The sequence below is a fragment of the Achromobacter deleyi genome, from assembly GCF_013116765.2.
Taxonomy (GTDB): Bacteria; Pseudomonadota; Gammaproteobacteria; order Burkholderiales; family Burkholderiaceae_B; genus Achromobacter; species Achromobacter deleyi_A.
On sequence record NZ_CP074375.1, the window covers coordinates 5,253,972 to 5,271,430 of the forward strand.

Below are 17,459 nucleotides of genomic sequence, written 5' to 3' on the forward strand. Positions count from 1 at the left end.
CGTGACGAGATTGCGGCGGGAGATCCACAGTACGGCCCTAGGGTTTACCCCTAAAATACCGATATCGTGCAAAATTTTCCCAGGAAAAGGCCGTGTGTTGCATTTTACGCAACGCTAATGCCCTGGCGGTGTCATGGTTGCCCGCCGGACCCCCGGGTGAAAATCGCCGATGCTGCCGCGCCGTCGCCGCGTTGCGCCGCCGATCCGATTTGCCTTGGACTGGAGCGCGCCCGCCGGGCCGGCTTGCGGCAAGCCGCCACGAATACTATTCACGTTCATCAGGGGAATCCGATGTCTCACGCCAGCGCCAGTCTGGCCGCGCCCTCCATGCCGCTATCCGGCCGCATTCGCATGCTTGCCGCCATCTTGCTGGTGGTGGTCATTTCCGAAGCGATCGGCAGCGTCACCTTTGCGGTGGGCCCGGGCAAGATCATTCTGCAGCCTATGCTGTGGGCCATCTTCATCGGCGCCATCGTGGCCGCCTTCGGCCAGCGCCTGCCCGTGGGCACGGGCATCGACCGCGCCATGCAGACCCGCATCAGCGGCTACCTGCAATACGCGCTGCTGCCGTTCCTGGCCAAGCTGGGCCTGATGGTGGGCGGCGCCTTGCCGCAGGTGCGCGAAGCCGGCTGGGCGCTCGTGTTCCAGGAGTTCGGCCACTTCTTCGGCACCATGGCCATCGGCCTGCCGTTGGCGCTGCTGCTGGGCATCAAGCGCGAAGCCATCGGCGCCACGTTCTCGGTGGGTCGCGAGCCCAGCCTGGCGATCATCGGCGAGCGCTACGGCATGAATTCGCCGGAAGGCCGCGGCGTGATGGCCGAGTACATCACGGGCACCGTGATCGGCGCGCTGTTCGTGGCGCTGATGGCCGGCTTCATCACCAGCCTGAACATCTTCGATCCGCGTTCGCTCGCCATGGGCGCCGGCGTGGGCTCGGGCAGCATGATGGCTGCCGGCGTGGGCGCGATCGCGTCCCAGCAGACGCCCGAAATGGCGCATCAGGTCGCCGCCCTGGCGGCCGCCGCCAACCTGCTGACGACCGTGGTGGGCGTGTACTTCACGCTGTTCATCTCGTTGCCCACGACCATCTTCCTGTACGGCAAGCTGGAGCCCGTGTTGGGCCGTTTCTCGCGCAGCAAGGCGGACGACGCCGTTGTTGACGGCAGCGTGTCGGAAGACGTGCCCGCGCACAGCGCCAAGATGGGCTTTGGCGACCGCCTGACGGCCTACGTCATCTGCGGCCTGTTTGCGCTGGTGGGCAACCGCCTGGGCTACAACGTGCCGTTCGCGGATGCGCTGCCGGGCATGGGCATCATCATTCTGCTGGTCGTGATCACCGACCTGATCCTGCGCGTGGTGCCCAAGCTGCCGGCGGTGTTCGTGTTGTCGCTGATCGCCATGACGGCGGGCTGCCCCGGCGTGCTGCCGTATTCGGACCAGATCATCGCGCTGGTCGGCAAGGTGAACTTCCTGCCATTCACGACGGTGATCCTGGCCATGGCCGGCCTGTCGATCCTGAAGGACCTGCCTGCCTTCCGCAAGCTGGGCTGGAAGATCGTGGTGGTGTCGCTGGCCGCCAACGCCGGCACCTTCCTGGGCGCCACGATGATCGCGGAATTCTTCCACTGATACGGCTGTGCCCGACGAAAAAGCCGCCTGGTTCAGGCGGCTTTTTTTTGCGCGTTCAGGGCGAGTTGCCGGGCCGGTAGCGCGCGTTGTCGGTGACGTTTTCGGTGGCGCCGATGTTGGCCACCTTGGGAATGCCGATGCCGGCGGCCTTCATGGCGACGGCGGTCTGCAATTCCTGGACCTGCGGATTGCCCATCGCGACGCGGTAGGGCTGCAGCGGGGCCAGGCCTTCGATGGTGCCCAGGTCGTTGGCGTTGCCGGCGCGCTGCGCCAGCGGGTCGGGCTGGGCGGCGAAATCTTCGACCGCGCGCCGCATCCTGGATTCGGCGTACAGGTTGCGCAGTCCGTCGATGTCGGCGGACGTGGCAAGGGCAAGGGGCGTGCGCGGGGAGGCGTTGCGGTGGTGGCTGGGGGATGTTTCGGGGCCAGCCGAGGCGGCCTTGGCGGCCTGGGCGCGGGCGATGCGCTGGGCTTCCCAGGCGGCTTGGGCCTGCGCAGCGCGCTGAGCCTGGCGCGCGGCGTAGCTCTGCGCGGCCCTTTCGGTTTCCCAGGTGGGCCGGGTGTCGTCCAGCATGGGGATGCGCGCCGGGTAGGGCGCGGCAACGCGGGGTATGGCGGAGATCGCAGCGACGCTCATGCGGGGCTCCCTGTCGTGGTTGGCCTGTAGGTTGGTCCGTCCAGCGAGTTACAGGTTCACTGTAACAGGAAGAGCTTCAAAGCTGCGCACGCTATGCGTGCTTGCTGCCCCCCGAGAGGGCTTTGCCTTGTGGCTTCGTGCCGCGTCTCCTGGTCGTTCAGGGCTTGGTGGCCTGCATGGACGGGCGCTGGCTGAAGGTTTCGTACCAGGCGGCGGTGGCCGGGTGGGAGGCGCGCCAGTCCAGGTCGGGGAAGCGGAAATCCAGGTAGCCCAGCGCGCAGCCGATGGTGATGGTGCCGATGTCCAGGCGGCCTTCCAGCGAGGCGGCGTTCTTTTCGATGAGCGCCAGGCCGTCGCGGACCTTGCCCAACTGGCCTTCTATCCAGCTGTCCCAGCGCAGCGTTTCGGGGCGCAGCACGGTCTCGTAGCGGGCCAGCAGCGCCGCGCCCAGCATGCCGTCGGCCATCGATTGTTCGGTCAGCACCTGCCAGCGGGTCTTGCCGGTGGGGAACAGCGAGCCGCCGCCCAGGTCGTTCAGGTATTCGCAGACCACGGGGCTGTCGAACAAGGCCTGGCCGTCGTCGGTAATGAAGGTCGGGACCTGGCCCAGGGGATTGGCGGGGATGATGGTCTGGTCGCGCGCGACGGGGCCGGCGGCGCTGGGCAGCTTTTCGATGCGATCGGCAAGGCCGAGTTCATGCGCGATGACCATGCATTTGCGTACGAAGGGGGAGGCGGGGGAGTAGAAGATTTTCATGGGAATCCTTGTCGGTGGAGAGGCGACAGTGTTGCGCAGGGGGAGGGGGCTGTCCAGTCGTACTGGCGGGGGGGCTGCTGGTTCTTTAGCCGCGTGGGGCGCAGGCGACGCGGCGGACGCGGGTCAACGATTGCGGTCCGGAGCCTTCGCTCCGGACTTGCCTAGGCGGCCCCCCCCTGCGTCATCCTCGTCCGCCTGCGGCTCCCTTCGGATTCCCTTGGGCTTATCGACCCCCCGCGTCCGCCGCGTCGCCTGCGCCCCACGCTCGTGTTGACGTCAGGCTTGGCGGCCGCTGGGGCGGGCGGCGTGCTTGGCGTTCTGGTGGACAGCTGAGGGGAAGGGAGGAGGGGGCGGGGTCGCCAAAGGCGGCCGCGCGGGCGGCCTTCTTTGGCGTTGGGGTGTCTTGCGTCGGGGCGCTGTGGCTGCGCGCGGTGCGCGCAGTCTCAGGCTGGCGGCGCCATGGCGGTGAGTGCGCCATGTGTGCTGGCGGTGGGCGCCGGACCCTTTGCGGGCGGCGCGTGGCCGCTTATTCCTTGATGCCGGTTTCCAGGCAGGGATTGAATTCGCCGGTGTCGGGGTCGCGCAGGAACAGCACGCCGGTGGCGACGCCGAAGTAGGTGCCGTGCAGTTCCAGTTCGCCTTTTTCGACGCGGCGGCGGATGGACGGGAAGGTCATCAGGTTGTTCAGGCTGTGCTCAACCGTTGCCAGCTCAAGGCGCTTCAGGTTGGCCTGGCGGTCGCCGGTGCCGGGGCCCAGGCGCGCGGCCACGGGTTCGATCTGCGACATCCATTTGCCGATGAAGTCGCCCTTGGTGAGCGGCTTCGCATCGTCGAAGAAGGAGCGGATGCCGCCGCAGGAGGCGTGACCCAGCACGACGATATGCTTGACGTTCAGGCCGTTGACCGCGAATTCGATGGCGGCGCTGGTGCCGTGGTACGACGATTCCGAATCGGGCTCGCAGGGCGGCACGAGGTTAGCGACGTTGCGCACCACGAACATTTCGCCGGGGCCGGCGTCGAAGATGACTTCGGGCGACACGCGCGAGTCGCAACAGCCGATGATCAGGATTTCCGGGCTTTGCCCAGATTCGGCCAGCTTCTGGTAGCGGCTGCTTTCCGCGTGGAAACGGCCGTCCAGGAATGATTGGTAGCCTTCGGTGAGTCTTTTGGGAAACATGATCTTCACTTCCTAGTAACGTGGCCAGGCTTGCTGGCGCGCCGGCATACGCAAGAAGGGGCTTCGTGTGGAAGCCCCTTTGATCGAGCCGGCAAGCTGGATTTTCCCATAACTGGGCCTACAGCCCCCTGTCTAAACCCTGACGAAGAAAGGGTTTTTTTGCCCTGGAATAAATCCGCAGCCCTATCGGGCGGCCACGTCCAGCGCGGTGACGCGCGTGAATTGCAGCGGCGTCACCGCCTTGACGACCTTGATCTGGCCTGGCGCCAGGGGGCCGATGACATCTTCGCGCACCCGGCCGATCTCGCGGTCTTGCGCGTCGTACAGCACGTAGGTCAGCAGGACGCTGTTGACGTGGCGCGCGGACTGGTTGGCCAGGTAGCCGGTGATGGTGGACAGGTTCTGGTTGGTGTCGCGCACGGCCTGGACGTTGCCCAACGTGATGCCGTAGGCCAGGCTTTGCGCGCCGGCGCCGCCGGACAGGCCGGCAAGCAGGACGAGCAAGGCAAGGGCAGGTTTTTTCATGGCGGTCTCCAGCGGTCAGGCTATCTCACTCCTTTCCGGGCCCGGGCACAACGGGTCAGATGGATGAATGGGTAACAGGTTGCGCCGGTTATTGCGAAGCCGAACGGTTTGTTCGATGATGACCGGGCCGGCGCCTTGGCCGGCGGATCGTGCAGCCTGCTTACGCGCGTGCAACCGCGCCGGCGGGCGCTCAAGGGAGGAACTCATGCTTTCCCGTACTAGCCAGTTGGCCTCGGCCATCCTGTTGTCCGCATGTTTTGCCGGGGCCTACGCCCAGACCCCCGCCGCTCCCGCCAAGACGCCAACGCCGCAGCAGCAGCGCATGGCGGACTGCAACAAGTCCGCGGAAGGCAAGAAGGGCGACGAGCGCAAGACCTACATGAGCAGTTGCCTGAAGGGCGAAGAGCCCGCCAAGCAATTGACCCCGCAGCAGCAGAAGATGAAGGACTGCAATGCCAAGGCAGCTGAACAGAAGCTGACTGGCGACACGCGCAAGACGTTCATGAGCACCTGCCTGAAAGGCTGAGCACCCTTGCGTGAAAAAGCGCCAGACGTCTGTCTGGCGCTTTTTTTTGCCGTTTACACCGTCGCGATGGGCGTGACCGGCGAACCGATGGCATGCGGCAGCCTCAGCGGCGGCGCGGTCAGCATGAAGTGGTGGCGGCCGTTGGCGTGCAGGAAGTCGGCCAGGTCCTTCAGGTACCAGAGCTCGGCCAGCGGCAGGCCCAGCTTGAACAGGCAGTGATGGTGCAGCGGCAGCATGGCGCGCGGGCCGGTCTTTTCGCGGGCGGGATAGGCTTCCACCGCGTAGTTGTCGGCGCAGATGGCGGCGATGCCGCTGTCCGTGATCCATTGCAGCAAGGCCGCATCGGTGCCGTCCAGCGCGGCGCCGTAGGTGTGGAGCACCTCGGGATCGGGCGTGCCGTTCATGGCGACGACGGCTTCGGCGTAGCCGGTGCGCAGCACCAGCATGTCGCCGCGTTCGACCGTGATCTTGTCGGTTTCCAGCACGTGCATCAGCTCCGCGTGGCCGATCAGGGTGCGGCCGGCGCCGTAGTGGCGGAACAGGTCCAGCAGCACGCCGCGGCCCTGCATGCCTTTCTGGGCCAGGTTTTCCACGCCCAGCTTCAGCGCGGCCGAGGGGCCGCCGCTGTTGCAGCCGCAGCCGGTGTGGTCGCCGTCGGCGGGGCCGACCACGTCGACGCCGGCCTGAAAGCCGTTGTAGTAGCGCAGCTCGGGTTTGCCGTCGCCGTCGGCGTCGAACAGGGCGCCCACGTGCGCCAGCGCGTCCCACTGGGTGGAGTACTGCATGGACAGCAGCACCTGGTCGTCGCTCAGCACGTCCACCGCATCCGGGTTGACGTTCCTGAGCGGAAAGTTCAGGTACGGCGTGTCCTTGAGCTTCGTGGGGCTCAGCTGCGGCGGATGGCGGCGCGGATTGAGCACGTTGCCGCCGGGCAGGTCCAGCGGCAGCGACAGGCAGAAAGTCTTGCCGGCGCGGATCTCGCGCGCGCCCTTCAGGACCTGTTCTTCGGTGATGAGATTCAGGCGGCCGAGTTGGTCGTCGGGCCCGAAGTCGCCCCAGTTGGAGCCTTCGGGCCGGTGCTTCCAGCGTTGCATGCGGGTTACTCCGTCAGGAAGTCGACGACCGCGCGGGTGAAGGCTTCCGGTTGCTCCCAGTTCGAGATGTGGGAGGTGTTCAGTTCGACATAGCGCGCGCCGGGAATCGCGGCGGCCAGTTCGCGGCCTTGCGCGGGCGTGGCGGCCAGGTCGTGCGTGCCGCCAATGACCAGCGTGGGGGCCTGGATGGACGACACCTGTTCGCGGAAGTCGGCGTCGCGCAGCGCGGCGCAGTTGCCCGAATAGCCGGCGTCGGGGGTGCGGCGCAGCATGTCGATCAGTACTTGGGTCAGGCCCGGCTCGGCGGCGCGGTAGCCGTCGGTCAGCCAGCGCTCGACCAGCGTGGGCGCCATCTTTTCCAGGGTCTGGTCCGCCACGGCGGCGATGCGGGTGCTCCAGCCTTCGGCCGAGCCGATGCGCGCGGCGGTGTTGCACAGGACCAGCTTGCCGATCAGTTCGGGACGGGCCAGCGCCAGCCACAGGCCGGTCGGGCCGCCCATCGACAGGCCGCAGAAGTGCGCACGCTTGATATCCAGGTGCGCCAGCAGTTCCGCCACGTCGTTGCCGAGCTGCTCGAAGCTGTACTCGCCTTCGGGGATGGAGGACTTGCCGTGGCCGCGGGTGTCGTAGCGCAGGACGCGGAAGTGCTTGGTCAGTTCAGGGATCTGGCGGGCCCACATGTCGGAGCAGGTGCCCAGTGAATTGGAGAGCACGAGCACCGGCGCGTCGGCGGGGCCATCGATGACGTAGAACAGCCGTGCCTGGCTGAGATCGGCGTAAGACATGCGGGATTCCTCGGATGTGGCAGCGGCCGCGCAAACGGCGGCCGCGTCGGTATTACAGGTGGCAGGCGCCGTCGAGATAGGCCTTGCGCCAGCGCGTGATGGTCACGCGGTCAAACAGATTGGCCAGCGAGAACGGGTCGGCGTCGATGAACTGCTGCGCGGCTTCGCGCGTGTCCAGATCAACGATGTACAGGCCGCCGCCGGCGTCCTTGCCGTCGTCCTGCAGCTTGGCGCCGCAGGCCAGCAGCAGCTGCTTGTTGGCGTCCAGGTATTGCAGGTGAGCGGCGCGATGCTGCTGGCGCACTTCCTGGTGGTCGGGCTTGTCGAAGGTTTCGATGATGTAGGGCATGCGATGCTCCTGTCAGATCGCCGAGGGGTGGCGCGCCAGCGCGGTGACTTCGATATCCATGTAGGGGAACAGCGGCAGGGACGACAGCAGCGTGTGCAGTTCGTCGTTGCTTTCCACGTCGAAGATGCTGACGTTGGCGTAGCGGCCGACGACGCGCCACAGGCTCTTCCATTTGCCGTCGCGCTGCAGTTGCTGCGCCAGGGCCTTTTCGTCGGCCTTCAGCTTGTCGGCGCGGTCGGCGGGCATGTCGACGGGCAGATTGACTTGCATTTGAACCATGAACAACATGATGGACTCTCCATGATGCCGCCCCGGCACGGGCCGGGGGGCGTATCGGCAAAAAAATCAGCGGGAAAACTTCAGCGGCAGGCCGGTAAGGCGCAGCAGTTCGTCGGCGGTGGTGTCGCCGAACATGTCGGTGACCGTCACGCCGTCGGCGCGGATGTCGAACACCGCGACGTCCGTGTACACGCGCGACACGCAGCGCACGCCGGTCAAGGGGTAGGTGCAGGCCTCGACCAGCTTGCTCTGGCCCTCACGGGTCTGCAGTTCCATCATCACGAACACGTCCTTCGCGCCGATGGCCAGGTCCATCGCGCCGCCCACGGCGGGGATCGCGTCGGGCGCGCCGGTGTGCCAGTTGGCCAGGTCGCCTTGCTGCGAGACCTGGAAGGCGCCCAGCACGCAGATGTCGAGGTGGCCGCCGCGCATCATGGCGAACGAGTCGGCGTGATGGAAGAACGAGCAGCCGGGCTGTTCGGTGACGGGCTGCTTGCCGGCGTTGATCAGGTCGTAGTCTTCCTGGCCCTTGGCCGGAGCCGGGCCCATGCCCAGCATGCCGTTTTCGGTGTGCAGGATGACCTCGCGGTCGGCGGGCAGGTGGTTGGCGACGAGGGTGGGCAGGCCGATGCCCAGGTTGACGTAGGCGCCTTCAGGAATGTCCTGCGCGACGCGGGCGGCGATCTGGTCGCGGGTCAGTTTGGTGCTCATTGCTGCTCCTTGGCGGCCGGGGTGGCTTCGATCTGCACGACGCGCTTGACGAAGATGCCGGGGGTGACGACGGTTTCGGGATCGAGCTCGCCCAGTTCCACCACTTCGCGTACCTGCGCCACGGCGACGCGCGCGGCGCTGGCCATGATGGGACCGAAGTTGCGGGCGGTCTTGCGGTAGACCAGGTTGCCCCAGCGGTCGCCGCGCTCGGCCTTGATGAGCGCGTAGTCGGCGTGCAGCGGATATTCCAGCACGTACTGGCGGCCGTTGATTTCGCGGGTTTCCTTGCCGTCGGCCAGCGGCGTGCCGTAGCCGGTGGGCGTGAAGAAGGCGCCGATGCCGGCGCCGGCGGCGCGGATGCGCTCGGCCAGGTTGCCCTGGGGCACCAGTTCCAGCTCCAGCTTGCCGCTGCGGTACAGGCCGTCGAAGATCTGCGAGTCCGCCTGGCGTGGGAACGAGCAGATGATCTTGCGGACGCGGTTGGCGCCCAGCAGGGCGGCCAGGCCGGTGGTGCCGTTACCGGCGTTGTTGTTGATGATGACCAGGTCCTTGGCGCCCTGCTCCAGCAGGGCGTCGATCAGTTCCATGGGCTGGCCGGCGGTGCCGAAGCCGCCGATCATGACGGTGGCGCCGTCGGGTACGTCCGCCAGGGCGGCCGCCGCGCTTGCAACAAGCTTAGAGATCATGATGTTCGCTCATAGGTGGCGTGTCATAATTTGTTCTTCATTAGAACTTTCGTTCTTCTGAAGAACATCGTTTCATGGGGACCGCAGGGCGTCAAGGCATGCCCGCGCGCTGCAATCTCCATCGTTCGGCGTTGCCCGAAAGGGGCAACGGACGGCTCGCCAGCGGCGAGCTTTTTACTCTTGGGCACAGACGGATGGCCGAGCACGACCCCCAGCAACCCAGCGACAGCTACGTGCAATCCTTTGCCCGCGGCCTGTCCGTGATCCGGGCCTTCGGCCCCGACCGTTCGCAGATGACGCTGTCCGAGGTCGCCGCGGTGACGGGGCTGACCCGCGCCGGCGCGCGCCGCATCCTGCTGACGCTGGAACACCTGGGCTACGTCACGGTGCTGGACCGCAAGTTCGCCCTGACTCCGCGCATCCTGGAGCTGGGCTACGCCTACCTGTCGGGCACGCCGCTGTGGAACCTGGCGCTGCCCTATATGGAAGAAGTGGCCGAGCAGACGCGCGAGTCGTGCTCCGTGTCGGTGCTGGAGGGCGCGGACATCGTCTACATCCTGCGTCTGTCCACCCACAAGGTGATGACGATCAACCTGGCGGTGGGCAGCCGCCTGCCGGCCTGGGTTACGTCGATGGGCCGCGTGCTGCTGGCTGGCCTGCCGGAAGCGGAGCTGGACCGGGTGCTGGCGATGAGCCAGATCCAGGCCTACACCGCGGATACCGTCACCGACATCGCCGAGATCAAGCGCGTGCTGGCTGGCGTGCGCGCCGACGGCTACGCCTGCGTGGCGCAGGAGCTGGAGCCGGGCCTGCAATCCGTGGCCGTGCCCATCATCGACCGCAGCGGCCGGGTGATCGCCGCGATGAACGTCAGCGGGCATGCCAACCGCTTTTCGCGCGAGGCCATGCTGGCGGCATTCCTGCCGCCCTTGCGCCACGCCGCCGACCAGATCAACCACGCGCTGCTGCGCCGCTAGGCGGAGCCTGCGGCAGAGCGCGAGGTCGGGCTGGGCGTGCATGGCGGCCGTGCTCAGATGGGGGCGACGCCCAGCGTCGTGCCGCCGCAGACATACAGCATCTGGCCGGTGACGAAGCCGTTGTCGGGCGACAGGAAGAACATGGCGGCGCGCGCCACGTCCTCGGGCGTGCCCAGGCGCTTGACGACAATGCTGTTGATGATGCGTTCGGTCTGCGGAGCGCCCGCCGGATTGCTCTTGGTGAAGAGGTCGGTGGCGATCGGGCCGGGGCCGATGGCGTTGACGGTGATGCCGTCGCCGCCCAGCTCCATGGCCAGGGTGCGGGTCAGGCCCACCAGGCCGGCCTTGGTGGCCGAATAGACCACACGGTCCGGCTTGCCCAGCGCGGCGCGCGACGACATGTTGACGATGCGGCCGAAGCCCGCTTCGCGCATGGCCGGCAGCGCCGCCTGCACCAGGATCAGCGCGGTGCGCAGATGCAGGTTCACCACGTAGTCCAGGTCCGCCAGCGTGGCCGTGTCGGCCGTGCCCGGGCGGGTGGCGCCCGCGTTGTTCACGAGGCCCACGATGTTGTAGGCGCCGGTCACTTCGCGGGCGACTTCCTTGGTGCGTGCTTCGTCGGTCAGATCGGCCTGATACGAGACCAGTCCCGCCGGCGGATTCTCGGGCAGCTTGTAGTCGATGTTGACCACTTGATGGCCCGCATCCAGCAGCATGCGGATGATGGCGGCGCCGATCCCGGCGCTGCCGCCGGTGACGAGATATGCGGTCGGTTTGCTCATATCAGTTTCCGTTCGGTTTTAGAAAGCACTGCCACAACAATAGACCTCAATGGGTCAGGTAGCCCCAAGCCAATACCGCGGTGATGTGGATCACGCCGACCCACAGCATCATGATGACGGTGTAGCCCATCACGTCGCGCAGCTTCAGCTTGGACAGGGCCAGCGCCGGCAGGATCCAGAAGGGCTGCACCAGGTCGTTCCAGGCGTTGCCCAGCATGACGGCCATCGTGGTCTGGTTCAGGGCGCTGCCGATTTCCTTGGCGGCGTCGATCATGAACGGACCCTGGATGACCCAGTGGCCGCCGGCGGACGGCGCGAAGAAGTTGATGACGAACGAGCTGATCAGGCCCCAGAACGGCAGGGTTTCAGGCGTGGCGACGTCGACGAACACTTTCGAGATCGTCGTGACCAGGCCGGAGGCGGCCATGATGGCCATGATGCCGGAGTAGAACGGGTACTGGAGGATGATCCCGGAGATCGTCTTGATGCCTTCGGTCAGCTTGGCCACGTAGGCGGCCGGCGTGCCCAGCAGGATGATGCCGAGGAACAGGATGATGAAGTTGATCAGGTTCAGGTCCAGCGAACCGCCGTCCACGAAGTGGAAGACGACGTAGGCCACGCCCAGCGCGCCGATGAGCAGGCTCAGGAGGCGGCTGTTGTTCAGCTTGGAGGCGATGGTGCCCTTTTCCAGCATGTCTTCGCCGGCGTTGGACGCATTGGCGTCGCGGTCGATGGCCGGGTCCACTTCGACGATCTTCTCGCCGTTCTTCGGGTGCAGCCAGGCGTTGAGCAGCGGCAGCGTGACGATGATGACCAGGCTGGTGAGCAGCATGGGGATCGAGAAGATGGTTTCCGACAGCGGGATGGTGCCCATCTGCTTGGCTGTCGGGTGGCCGGGGGTGGCCACCAGCACGGGGATGCTGGCCGACAGGCCCAGGCCGTACATGGTGAAGCCGCTATAGGCCGCGGCGATGATCAGGGGGTAGTGCACGCCCTTGACCTTGAGGGCCAGCTTCTTGGCGACGATGCCGCCGATGACGAGGCCGAAGCCCCAGTTCAGGTAGCTGCCCACGCCGCCGACGAGCGTCGCCACGATGATGGCGGTGTGCGGCTTGTGGACGTGGCTGACGATGCGGTTGAGCAGGCGGTCGGTGAGCGGCGCGGTGGCCAGCACGTAGCCCATCGCCAGGATCACGGCCATCTGGGTGGTGAAGGCCAGGAGGCCCCAGAAGCCCTTGCCCCAGGCGCGGGTGACGTCGCCGATGCTCTGGCCTTCGATGCCCATGGCCAGCAGCACGGTGAGCAAGGTGAGCGCGATCGCGAAGACGAAGGGATCGGGCAGATACTTGCGCATCAGCTCGGTAAAGAATGAAGCTAATTTATTCATGGTGCCTCCAACAAACTCCGTAGGCTGGTTCTCTGGTGTCTTGCGCCGCGGGCGATCGGGTGACGATGCGGGCGGGTGGGACGATTGGTTTTCTTTGTGTGGTTGGGCTCGTGGCCCGATGGCGCGGTTGGCCGTGGCCACCGCGCCTTATCTTTTGCAAATACTGTCTTTTGAACGGGTCCTGGCTCAGGAGTCGCCGGCTTTGCCGTTCAGCCAGGCGGCAAGTTCGCCCAGCGCGGCGCTTTTTTCCCGCAGTACGCGTTCGCGGCGTTCGGGGCTCCAGGTGTAGAAGCCCTGGCCGCTCTTGGCGCCGATCTGGCCGCTTTCGACTTTGCTTTTCAGCAGGTCGGACGGTTCGGTGCGGTTTTCGAGGTCTTTGTAGAGGTAGCTGGCGATCGCGTAGTGCACGTCGATGCCGTTCATGTCGCGCTGTTCCAGCGGGCCGGACAGGGCGAGGCGGATGCCCAGGCTCCACTTGACGACTTCGTCGATGTCTTCGGCGCTGGCGACGCCCTTTTCCAGGAGCGAGATGGCTTCGCGGGCAAGCGCATGCTGGATGCGGTTGGCGATGAAGCCGGGGATGTCCTGGCGCACGAGGACGGGCCGCTTGCCGGCAAAGCGCAAGGTGGCCATGACCTGGGCGACCGTGTCTTCGGAGGTGTCGTCGTTGCGGACGACTTCGACCAGGGGGATGACGTCGGCGGGGGTGAAGAAGTGGGTGCCCACGAAGCGGTCGCGGCGCAAAACAGCGCTGGCGATGGCGTTGATGGACAGGCCGGAGGTGTTGGTGGCGAAGAGGGTGTGCGCGGGGCACAGGGAGTCGAGTTTGGCGAAGATGCCGCGCTTGAGGTCCAGGTTTTCCGGGACGGCTTCGATGACCAGGTCGCTGGTGGCGGCGGCTTCGAGGCCGGGCTCCAGGCGGATGCGCTGTATTGCTTCCTGGACGTTGCCGGGGGCGTAGACGTTCAACTGGCGGTCGATGGTCTTCAAGGCTCGCTCAAGGGCGCCTTCCATCGGGTCGATCAGGACGACGTTGAGTCCTTTCGAGGCGAATAGCGCGGCGATGCCGCTGCCCATGGCGCCTGCGCCGATGATGGCGAGATTCTTGAGGGGAGTGTCCATGATGGCTCGCTTGGTGCTTGCGGCTGTTGCCTTGCAGGCGGGCACCAGGGGAACCAGGGTGATCTCTGTCTCTTCCAGGGTGCCTTTCTGTGCGGCGTGGCCAGAAAAATCGTTTGTTCTATATACGAACATTTGTGCGTATATAGAATTTATGAAGAAGATAGTACTAAAAGTCGCGGGGGGTGGACAAATGGGGGATTTGGGGTGTTCGTGGGGTGGACGGTCGGGGGGGCGGATTTGATGCGACGGTCGCGGAGGCTGGCGCAGGGTGAGTTCTTGAGGAGCCCGGCGTGGCGGGGGCCTGGGGTGCGCGGGGCTGCGATTGCGGTCCGGAGCCTTCGCTCCGGACTCCCCCTTCGTCATCTTCGTCACCGCCTGCGGCGGTTCCTTCAGATTCCCTCGGGCTTATCTGACGCCCCGCGCACCCCAGGCCCCCGCCACGCCGGGCTCGGGTGGTTTCAGCTTTGCGGGCGCTGGGGCGGGTGGGGTTCTTGAGGTTCTCGCCACCGGTGGAGTGGTGGTGGAGGATCTTGCGGGGCCCGCCCCTGGCCGGTAGCGGCTGCATTCAAAAAAGTCCTGCGTTCAGAACTCGCCTGCAACTATCAAGTCTTCAGGAAGCGCCTCAGGGATCATGTCGAGCAGTGCCTGGGGAATCAGCCGGGTCACATGCTCTTCATCCTCGTCCATGCAGTTGAACTCTGCAATGAAGTGGGCCACATGGCTCAAGTACTGGAGGACGAGTTTGCGATATGGGTCACTGACTCTCTCCGAGTGGATCGTAGAGAGTTGGCCGTGTGCCCGCTGAAGAAAGATCGGAATGACTGCGTAATTTTTGCTTAGATATAGTCCTGTTACCTGATTGACGTAGCAGACAAGCTGGTAAGTTGGGCTCGACATCCGGTAGCACTGGTGTGGAACCAGGCGTGAAGAATTGATGTGTTCTTGAAAGCGCTTGATAGTTCGGCGCGCTGCCTTAGCGCCTTCATTTTCGTTCGGCACAGTCCATCTCCCGAGGCTGAACTTGCATTATGCATGGCACGTGATTTGCATCATTGAGGCATAACCCATCACCAGGCCGATGCTTGTGACGGTGTCTGGCACTCTGCTTCGGCTCGACGCTCACCCCGAATTGCGCAGCCCCGCCGCAATCCCGTTGATGGTCAGGTGGATGGCGCGTTGCACGCGCGCGTCGACTTCGGGGTTGGGGTGTTTGTGGGCGGCGCGGTGGCGGCGGATCAGGTCGATTTGCAGGTAGTTCAGCGGGTCGATGTAGGCGAAGCGTTCGCGCAGCGAGACTTGCAGCGTGGGGTTGTCGGCCAGCAGTTCGCGTTGGGTCAGGAGCTTGAGCATGGCCAGCGTGCGGCCGTGTTCGGCGCTGATGGAGCCGAAGATGCGTTCGCGCAGGGCGCGCTGCGGGACGAGCTGGGCGTAGCGGGCGGCGATGGCGAGGTCGGACTTGGCCAGCACCATTTCCATGTTGGAGAGCAGGGTGCGGAAAGCGGGCCAGTCGCGGGCCATTTCGCGCAGCTGGGCCAGACGGCCGCGGCGGGAGCGGGGGGCGTCGGGGGCGTCGCCGGTTTCCAGGTAGGCCTCGATGGCGGAGCCCATGCCGTACCAGCCGGTCAGCATGAGGCGGCACTGGGCCCACGAGAAGCCCCAGGGGATGGCGCGCAGGTCTTCGATGCGCTGGCCTTTCTTGCGGGATGCGGGGCGCGAGCCGATGTTCAGGCCGGCGATTTCGCTGATGGGGGTGGCGGCGAAGAAGTATTCGGCGAAGCCGGGGGTGTCGTAGACCAGGCCGCGATAGGTGCGTTGCGCGGTGTCGGACATGAAGGACATGGCGGGGCCGTGGTGGGCCATGTGCGCGTCTTCGGCGCTGGTGGCTTCGGCGCGCGGGGCCAGGCTGGATTCCAGGGTGGCGGCGACCAGCAGTTCCAGGTGCCAGCGGCCGACTTCGGCGTCCTTGTATTTGCTCTGGATGACTTCGCCCTGTTCGGTCAGGCGGATCTGGCCGGCGACGGTGCCGGGGGGCTGGGCCAGGATGGCGTCGAAGCTGGAGCCGCCGCCGCGTCCGACGGAGCCGCCGCGGCCGTGGAAGAGGCGCAGGCGGACGTTGCGGCTGGAGAACACGTCGACCAGCGCGCGTTCGGCCTGGTAGAGCGACCAGTTGGACGTCAGGAAGCCGCCGTCCTTGTTGCTGTCGGAGTATCCCAGCATGACCTCTTGGGCGCCGTTCTGGGCCTGCTTCACGCGCTGGCGGATTTCCGGCAGGTCCAGCCAGGCGGCCATGATGTCGGCGCCACGCTGCAAGTCGGGGATGGTTTCAAAGAGGGGCACGACCATCAGGCCGTCTTCGGGGGGGATGTCCTGGCCGGCGGGGGCGGTCAGGCCGGCCTCTTTTTGCAGCACCATGACTTCGAGCAGGTCGCTCAGCGTTTCGGTGTGGGACACGATGGTCTGGCGCACGGCCTGCTTGCCGTAGCGGGCGCGGCCGGCCGCGGCGGCGCGCAGTACGGCGAGTTCGCGGGTGGTGTCTTCGCTATAGGCGATCCAGGGCGAGGCTAGCGGGCGCGCCTGCGCCATTTCCGCGCGCAGCAGTTCGACGCGTTCTTCTTCGTTGAGCGCCAGGTAGTCCAGCGGCTTGCCGTTGCGCGTGGCGCCGGCGCGCGAGAACAGTTCCGCCAGGGCGTTCTCGTGGACGTCGGAGCTTTGGCGCAGGTCGACCGTGGCCAGGTGAAAGCCGAAGACCTGGACGGCCTGCTGCAAGCCGGCCAGCCGCAGCTTGCCGACGGGCGCGCCGTGGTGGGCGGACAGCGATGCGGCGATGACGGCCAGGTCGGCGGCCAGTTCTTCCGGCGCGTCGTAGGCGGGCGCGGCGACGGTGCTGCGGCGGGCCAGGTCCTGGCCCGTCAGGCGCAGCGCGGTGGCGGCCAGCCGGGCGTAGACGCCGACCAGCGCGCGGCGGTAGGGTTCGTCGCTGCGGTGCGGGGAGTCGTCGCCGCTGCTGTCGGCCAGTGCCAGCAGCTGGGGGTCGGCGGCGATCAGCAGGGTGGTGATGGACAGTTCCGCGCCCAGCGCGTGGACCTCTTGCAGGTAGTGCTCGAACAGCACGGTGGCCTGGCGCAGCAGGGCGCGTTCCAGCGTGGCGGCGTCGACGTTGGGGTTGCCGTCCCGGTCGCCGCCGATCCAGCTGCCCATGCGCAGAAAGGGTTCCAGCGGCGGGGGCGGAGCGGCGAAGGGCTTGGCGGATTCGCGGTTGAGCAGTTTGGAGAGGTCGGCGTACAGGCGCGGGATGACCTGTAGGAAGGTGCTGCGGTAGTAAGAGAGCGCGTTCTCGATTTCGTCGGAGACCGTCAGGCGGGTGTAGCGCAGCATGCGGGTCTGCCACAGCGTGGCCACGCGTCCCAGCAGGGCGGTGTCCAGCTCGGCCAGCTCTTCGGGGGTGAGCGGCGCTTCGCGTTGCGCGAGGGCCATGGAGATTTCGCGGTGGACGTCCAGGGTGCTCTTGCGCTGCACTTCGGTCGGGTGCGCGGTCAGCACGGGCATGACGCAGGCGTCGGCCAGTAGGCGGCGGACGCGGGCCACGCCCACGCCATGCCGGCCCAGGTTCTGGATGGCTTCGCGCAGGCTGCCGCGCGCGGGGGTGTCGTCGGTCAGCGCGCGGGCGCGCTGGCGGCGGTTCTGGTCGCGGTCTTCGGCGATGTTGGCCAGGTGCAGGAAGTAGCTGAAGGCGCGCGCGACGGAGTTGGGGTCGCTGCCTTGCAGGCGCTTGACGCGCTGTTCCAGCAGCTTGCTGTCGGCGTCGTTGCCTTCGCGGCGGAATTTCACGGCGGTGCGGCGCAGGGTCTCGATGGTGTCGAAGACGCGCTTGCCTTCGCATTCCTCTATGACCTCTCCCAGCAGGCGGCCTAACAGCCGGATGTCGTGACGCAAGGGTTCTGCGGAGTCTGACTGCGTGCGAGTGGCATTCATCTGGCGGGGATCCGTCGGGCTGCTGGAGGAAAGGGAGGGAAAAGACGTGGGCGTTGCAGGTGAA

At 66.3% G+C, this 17,459-nt stretch carries 18 protein-coding genes; 3 read left to right on the forward strand and 15 right to left on the reverse strand.

Annotated features, from left to right (window positions below; genetic code table 11):
• Window positions 1-291 precede the first annotated feature (291 nt).
• Window positions 292-1,629, forward strand: a complete 1,338-nt coding sequence (locus tag HLG70_RS23875) for a DUF3100 domain-containing protein (protein ID WP_171667765.1) — start codon at window positions 292-294, stop codon at window positions 1,627-1,629.
• A 55-nt stretch (window positions 1,630-1,684) separates the two neighbouring features.
• Here HLG70_RS23875 and HLG70_RS23880 read toward each other — a convergent pair whose 3' ends face one another.
• The 4 genes from HLG70_RS23880 to HLG70_RS23895 form a co-directional block, all read right to left on the reverse strand.
• Entirely contained in the window at window positions 1,685-2,266 is a 582-nt protein-coding gene (locus tag HLG70_RS23880; protein ID WP_171667764.1) for a hypothetical protein, read from the reverse strand.
• Between the two features lie 157 nt (window positions 2,267-2,423).
• Entirely contained in the window at window positions 2,424-3,023 is a 600-nt protein-coding gene (locus HLG70_RS23885) for a glutathione S-transferase (protein WP_171667763.1), read from the reverse strand.
• Window positions 3,024-3,549: 526 nt separating this feature from the next.
• Window positions 3,550-4,200: a carbonic anhydrase gene (locus HLG70_RS23890; protein WP_171667762.1), complete on the reverse strand. Its 651-nt coding sequence runs from the start codon at window positions 4,198-4,200 to the stop codon at window positions 3,550-3,552.
• Between the two features lie 183 nt (window positions 4,201-4,383).
• Window positions 4,384-4,725 (reverse strand): FxLYD domain-containing protein, encoded by a 342-nt coding sequence (locus HLG70_RS23895; protein ID WP_171667761.1) that lies wholly within the window; start codon window positions 4,723-4,725, stop codon window positions 4,384-4,386.
• 205 nt (window positions 4,726-4,930) lie between these two features.
• Between HLG70_RS23895 and HLG70_RS23900 the strand changes: the two genes are divergently transcribed.
• A complete protein-coding gene (locus tag HLG70_RS23900) occupies window positions 4,931-5,251 on the forward strand; it encodes a PsiF family protein (RefSeq protein ID WP_171667760.1) in 321 nt (106 codons plus the stop codon).
• Between the two features lie 53 nt (window positions 5,252-5,304).
• Here HLG70_RS23900 and HLG70_RS23905 read toward each other — a convergent pair whose 3' ends face one another.
• The 6 genes from HLG70_RS23905 to HLG70_RS23930 are packed head-to-tail and all read right to left on the reverse strand — an operon-like array spanning window position 5,305 to window position 9,155.
• Window positions 5,305-6,345 (reverse strand): cyclase family protein, encoded by a 1,041-nt coding sequence (locus HLG70_RS23905; RefSeq protein ID WP_171667759.1) that lies wholly within the window; start codon window positions 6,343-6,345, stop codon window positions 5,305-5,307.
• A 5-nt stretch (window positions 6,346-6,350) separates the two neighbouring features.
• Window positions 6,351-7,130, reverse strand: coding sequence for a 3-oxoadipate enol-lactonase (gene pcaD, locus HLG70_RS23910; protein ID WP_171667758.1), 780 nt, complete (start codon window positions 7,128-7,130; stop codon window positions 6,351-6,353).
• Window positions 7,131-7,182: 52 nt separating this feature from the next.
• Entirely contained in the window at window positions 7,183-7,479 is a 297-nt protein-coding gene (locus HLG70_RS23915) for a YciI family protein (protein ID WP_171667757.1), read from the reverse strand.
• A gap of 12 nt (window positions 7,480-7,491) precedes the next feature.
• Window positions 7,492-7,767, reverse strand: coding sequence for a muconolactone Delta-isomerase (gene catC / locus HLG70_RS23920; protein WP_171667756.1), 276 nt, complete (start codon window positions 7,765-7,767; stop codon window positions 7,492-7,494).
• Between the two features lie 57 nt (window positions 7,768-7,824).
• The gene (locus tag HLG70_RS23925) at window positions 7,825-8,469 is read right to left on the reverse strand and encodes a 3-oxoacid CoA-transferase subunit B (protein ID WP_171667755.1); all 645 of its coding nucleotides are present in this window, start codon (window positions 8,467-8,469) and stop codon (window positions 7,825-7,827) included.
• Entirely contained in the window at window positions 8,466-9,155 is a 690-nt protein-coding gene (locus HLG70_RS23930; RefSeq protein ID WP_171667754.1) for a 3-oxoacid CoA-transferase subunit A, read from the reverse strand. The genes HLG70_RS23925 and HLG70_RS23930 overlap by 4 nt, the downstream gene beginning before the upstream one ends.
• A gap of 194 nt (window positions 9,156-9,349) precedes the next feature.
• On the opposite strand from HLG70_RS23930, the gene HLG70_RS23935 reads away from it, so the two are divergent.
• Window positions 9,350-10,132, forward strand: coding sequence for an IclR family transcriptional regulator (locus HLG70_RS23935; protein ID WP_171667753.1), 783 nt, complete (start codon window positions 9,350-9,352; stop codon window positions 10,130-10,132).
• 53 nt (window positions 10,133-10,185) lie between these two features.
• Here HLG70_RS23935 and HLG70_RS23940 read toward each other — a convergent pair whose 3' ends face one another.
• The 5 genes from HLG70_RS23940 to ppc form a co-directional block, all read right to left on the reverse strand.
• Window positions 10,186-10,914: an SDR family NAD(P)-dependent oxidoreductase gene (locus HLG70_RS23940; RefSeq protein ID WP_171667752.1), complete on the reverse strand. Its 729-nt coding sequence runs from the start codon at window positions 10,912-10,914 to the stop codon at window positions 10,186-10,188.
• Between the two features lie 46 nt (window positions 10,915-10,960).
• Window positions 10,961-12,301, reverse strand: a complete 1,341-nt coding sequence (locus HLG70_RS23945) for a short-chain fatty acid transporter (RefSeq protein WP_171667751.1) — start codon at window positions 12,299-12,301, stop codon at window positions 10,961-10,963.
• A gap of 186 nt (window positions 12,302-12,487) precedes the next feature.
• Complete coding sequence (locus HLG70_RS23950; protein ID WP_171667750.1) at window positions 12,488-13,423, reverse strand: 3-hydroxyacyl-CoA dehydrogenase family protein; 936 nt, start codon at window positions 13,421-13,423, stop codon at window positions 12,488-12,490.
• 582 nt (window positions 13,424-14,005) lie between these two features.
• Window positions 14,006-14,422 (reverse strand): hypothetical protein, encoded by a 417-nt coding sequence (locus HLG70_RS23955; RefSeq protein WP_171667532.1) that lies wholly within the window; start codon window positions 14,420-14,422, stop codon window positions 14,006-14,008.
• A 120-nt stretch (window positions 14,423-14,542) separates the two neighbouring features.
• The gene (ppc, locus tag HLG70_RS23960; RefSeq protein ID WP_171667531.1) at window positions 14,543-17,395 is read right to left on the reverse strand and encodes a phosphoenolpyruvate carboxylase; all 2,853 of its coding nucleotides are present in this window, start codon (window positions 17,393-17,395) and stop codon (window positions 14,543-14,545) included.
• Window positions 17,396-17,459 lie beyond the last annotated feature (64 nt).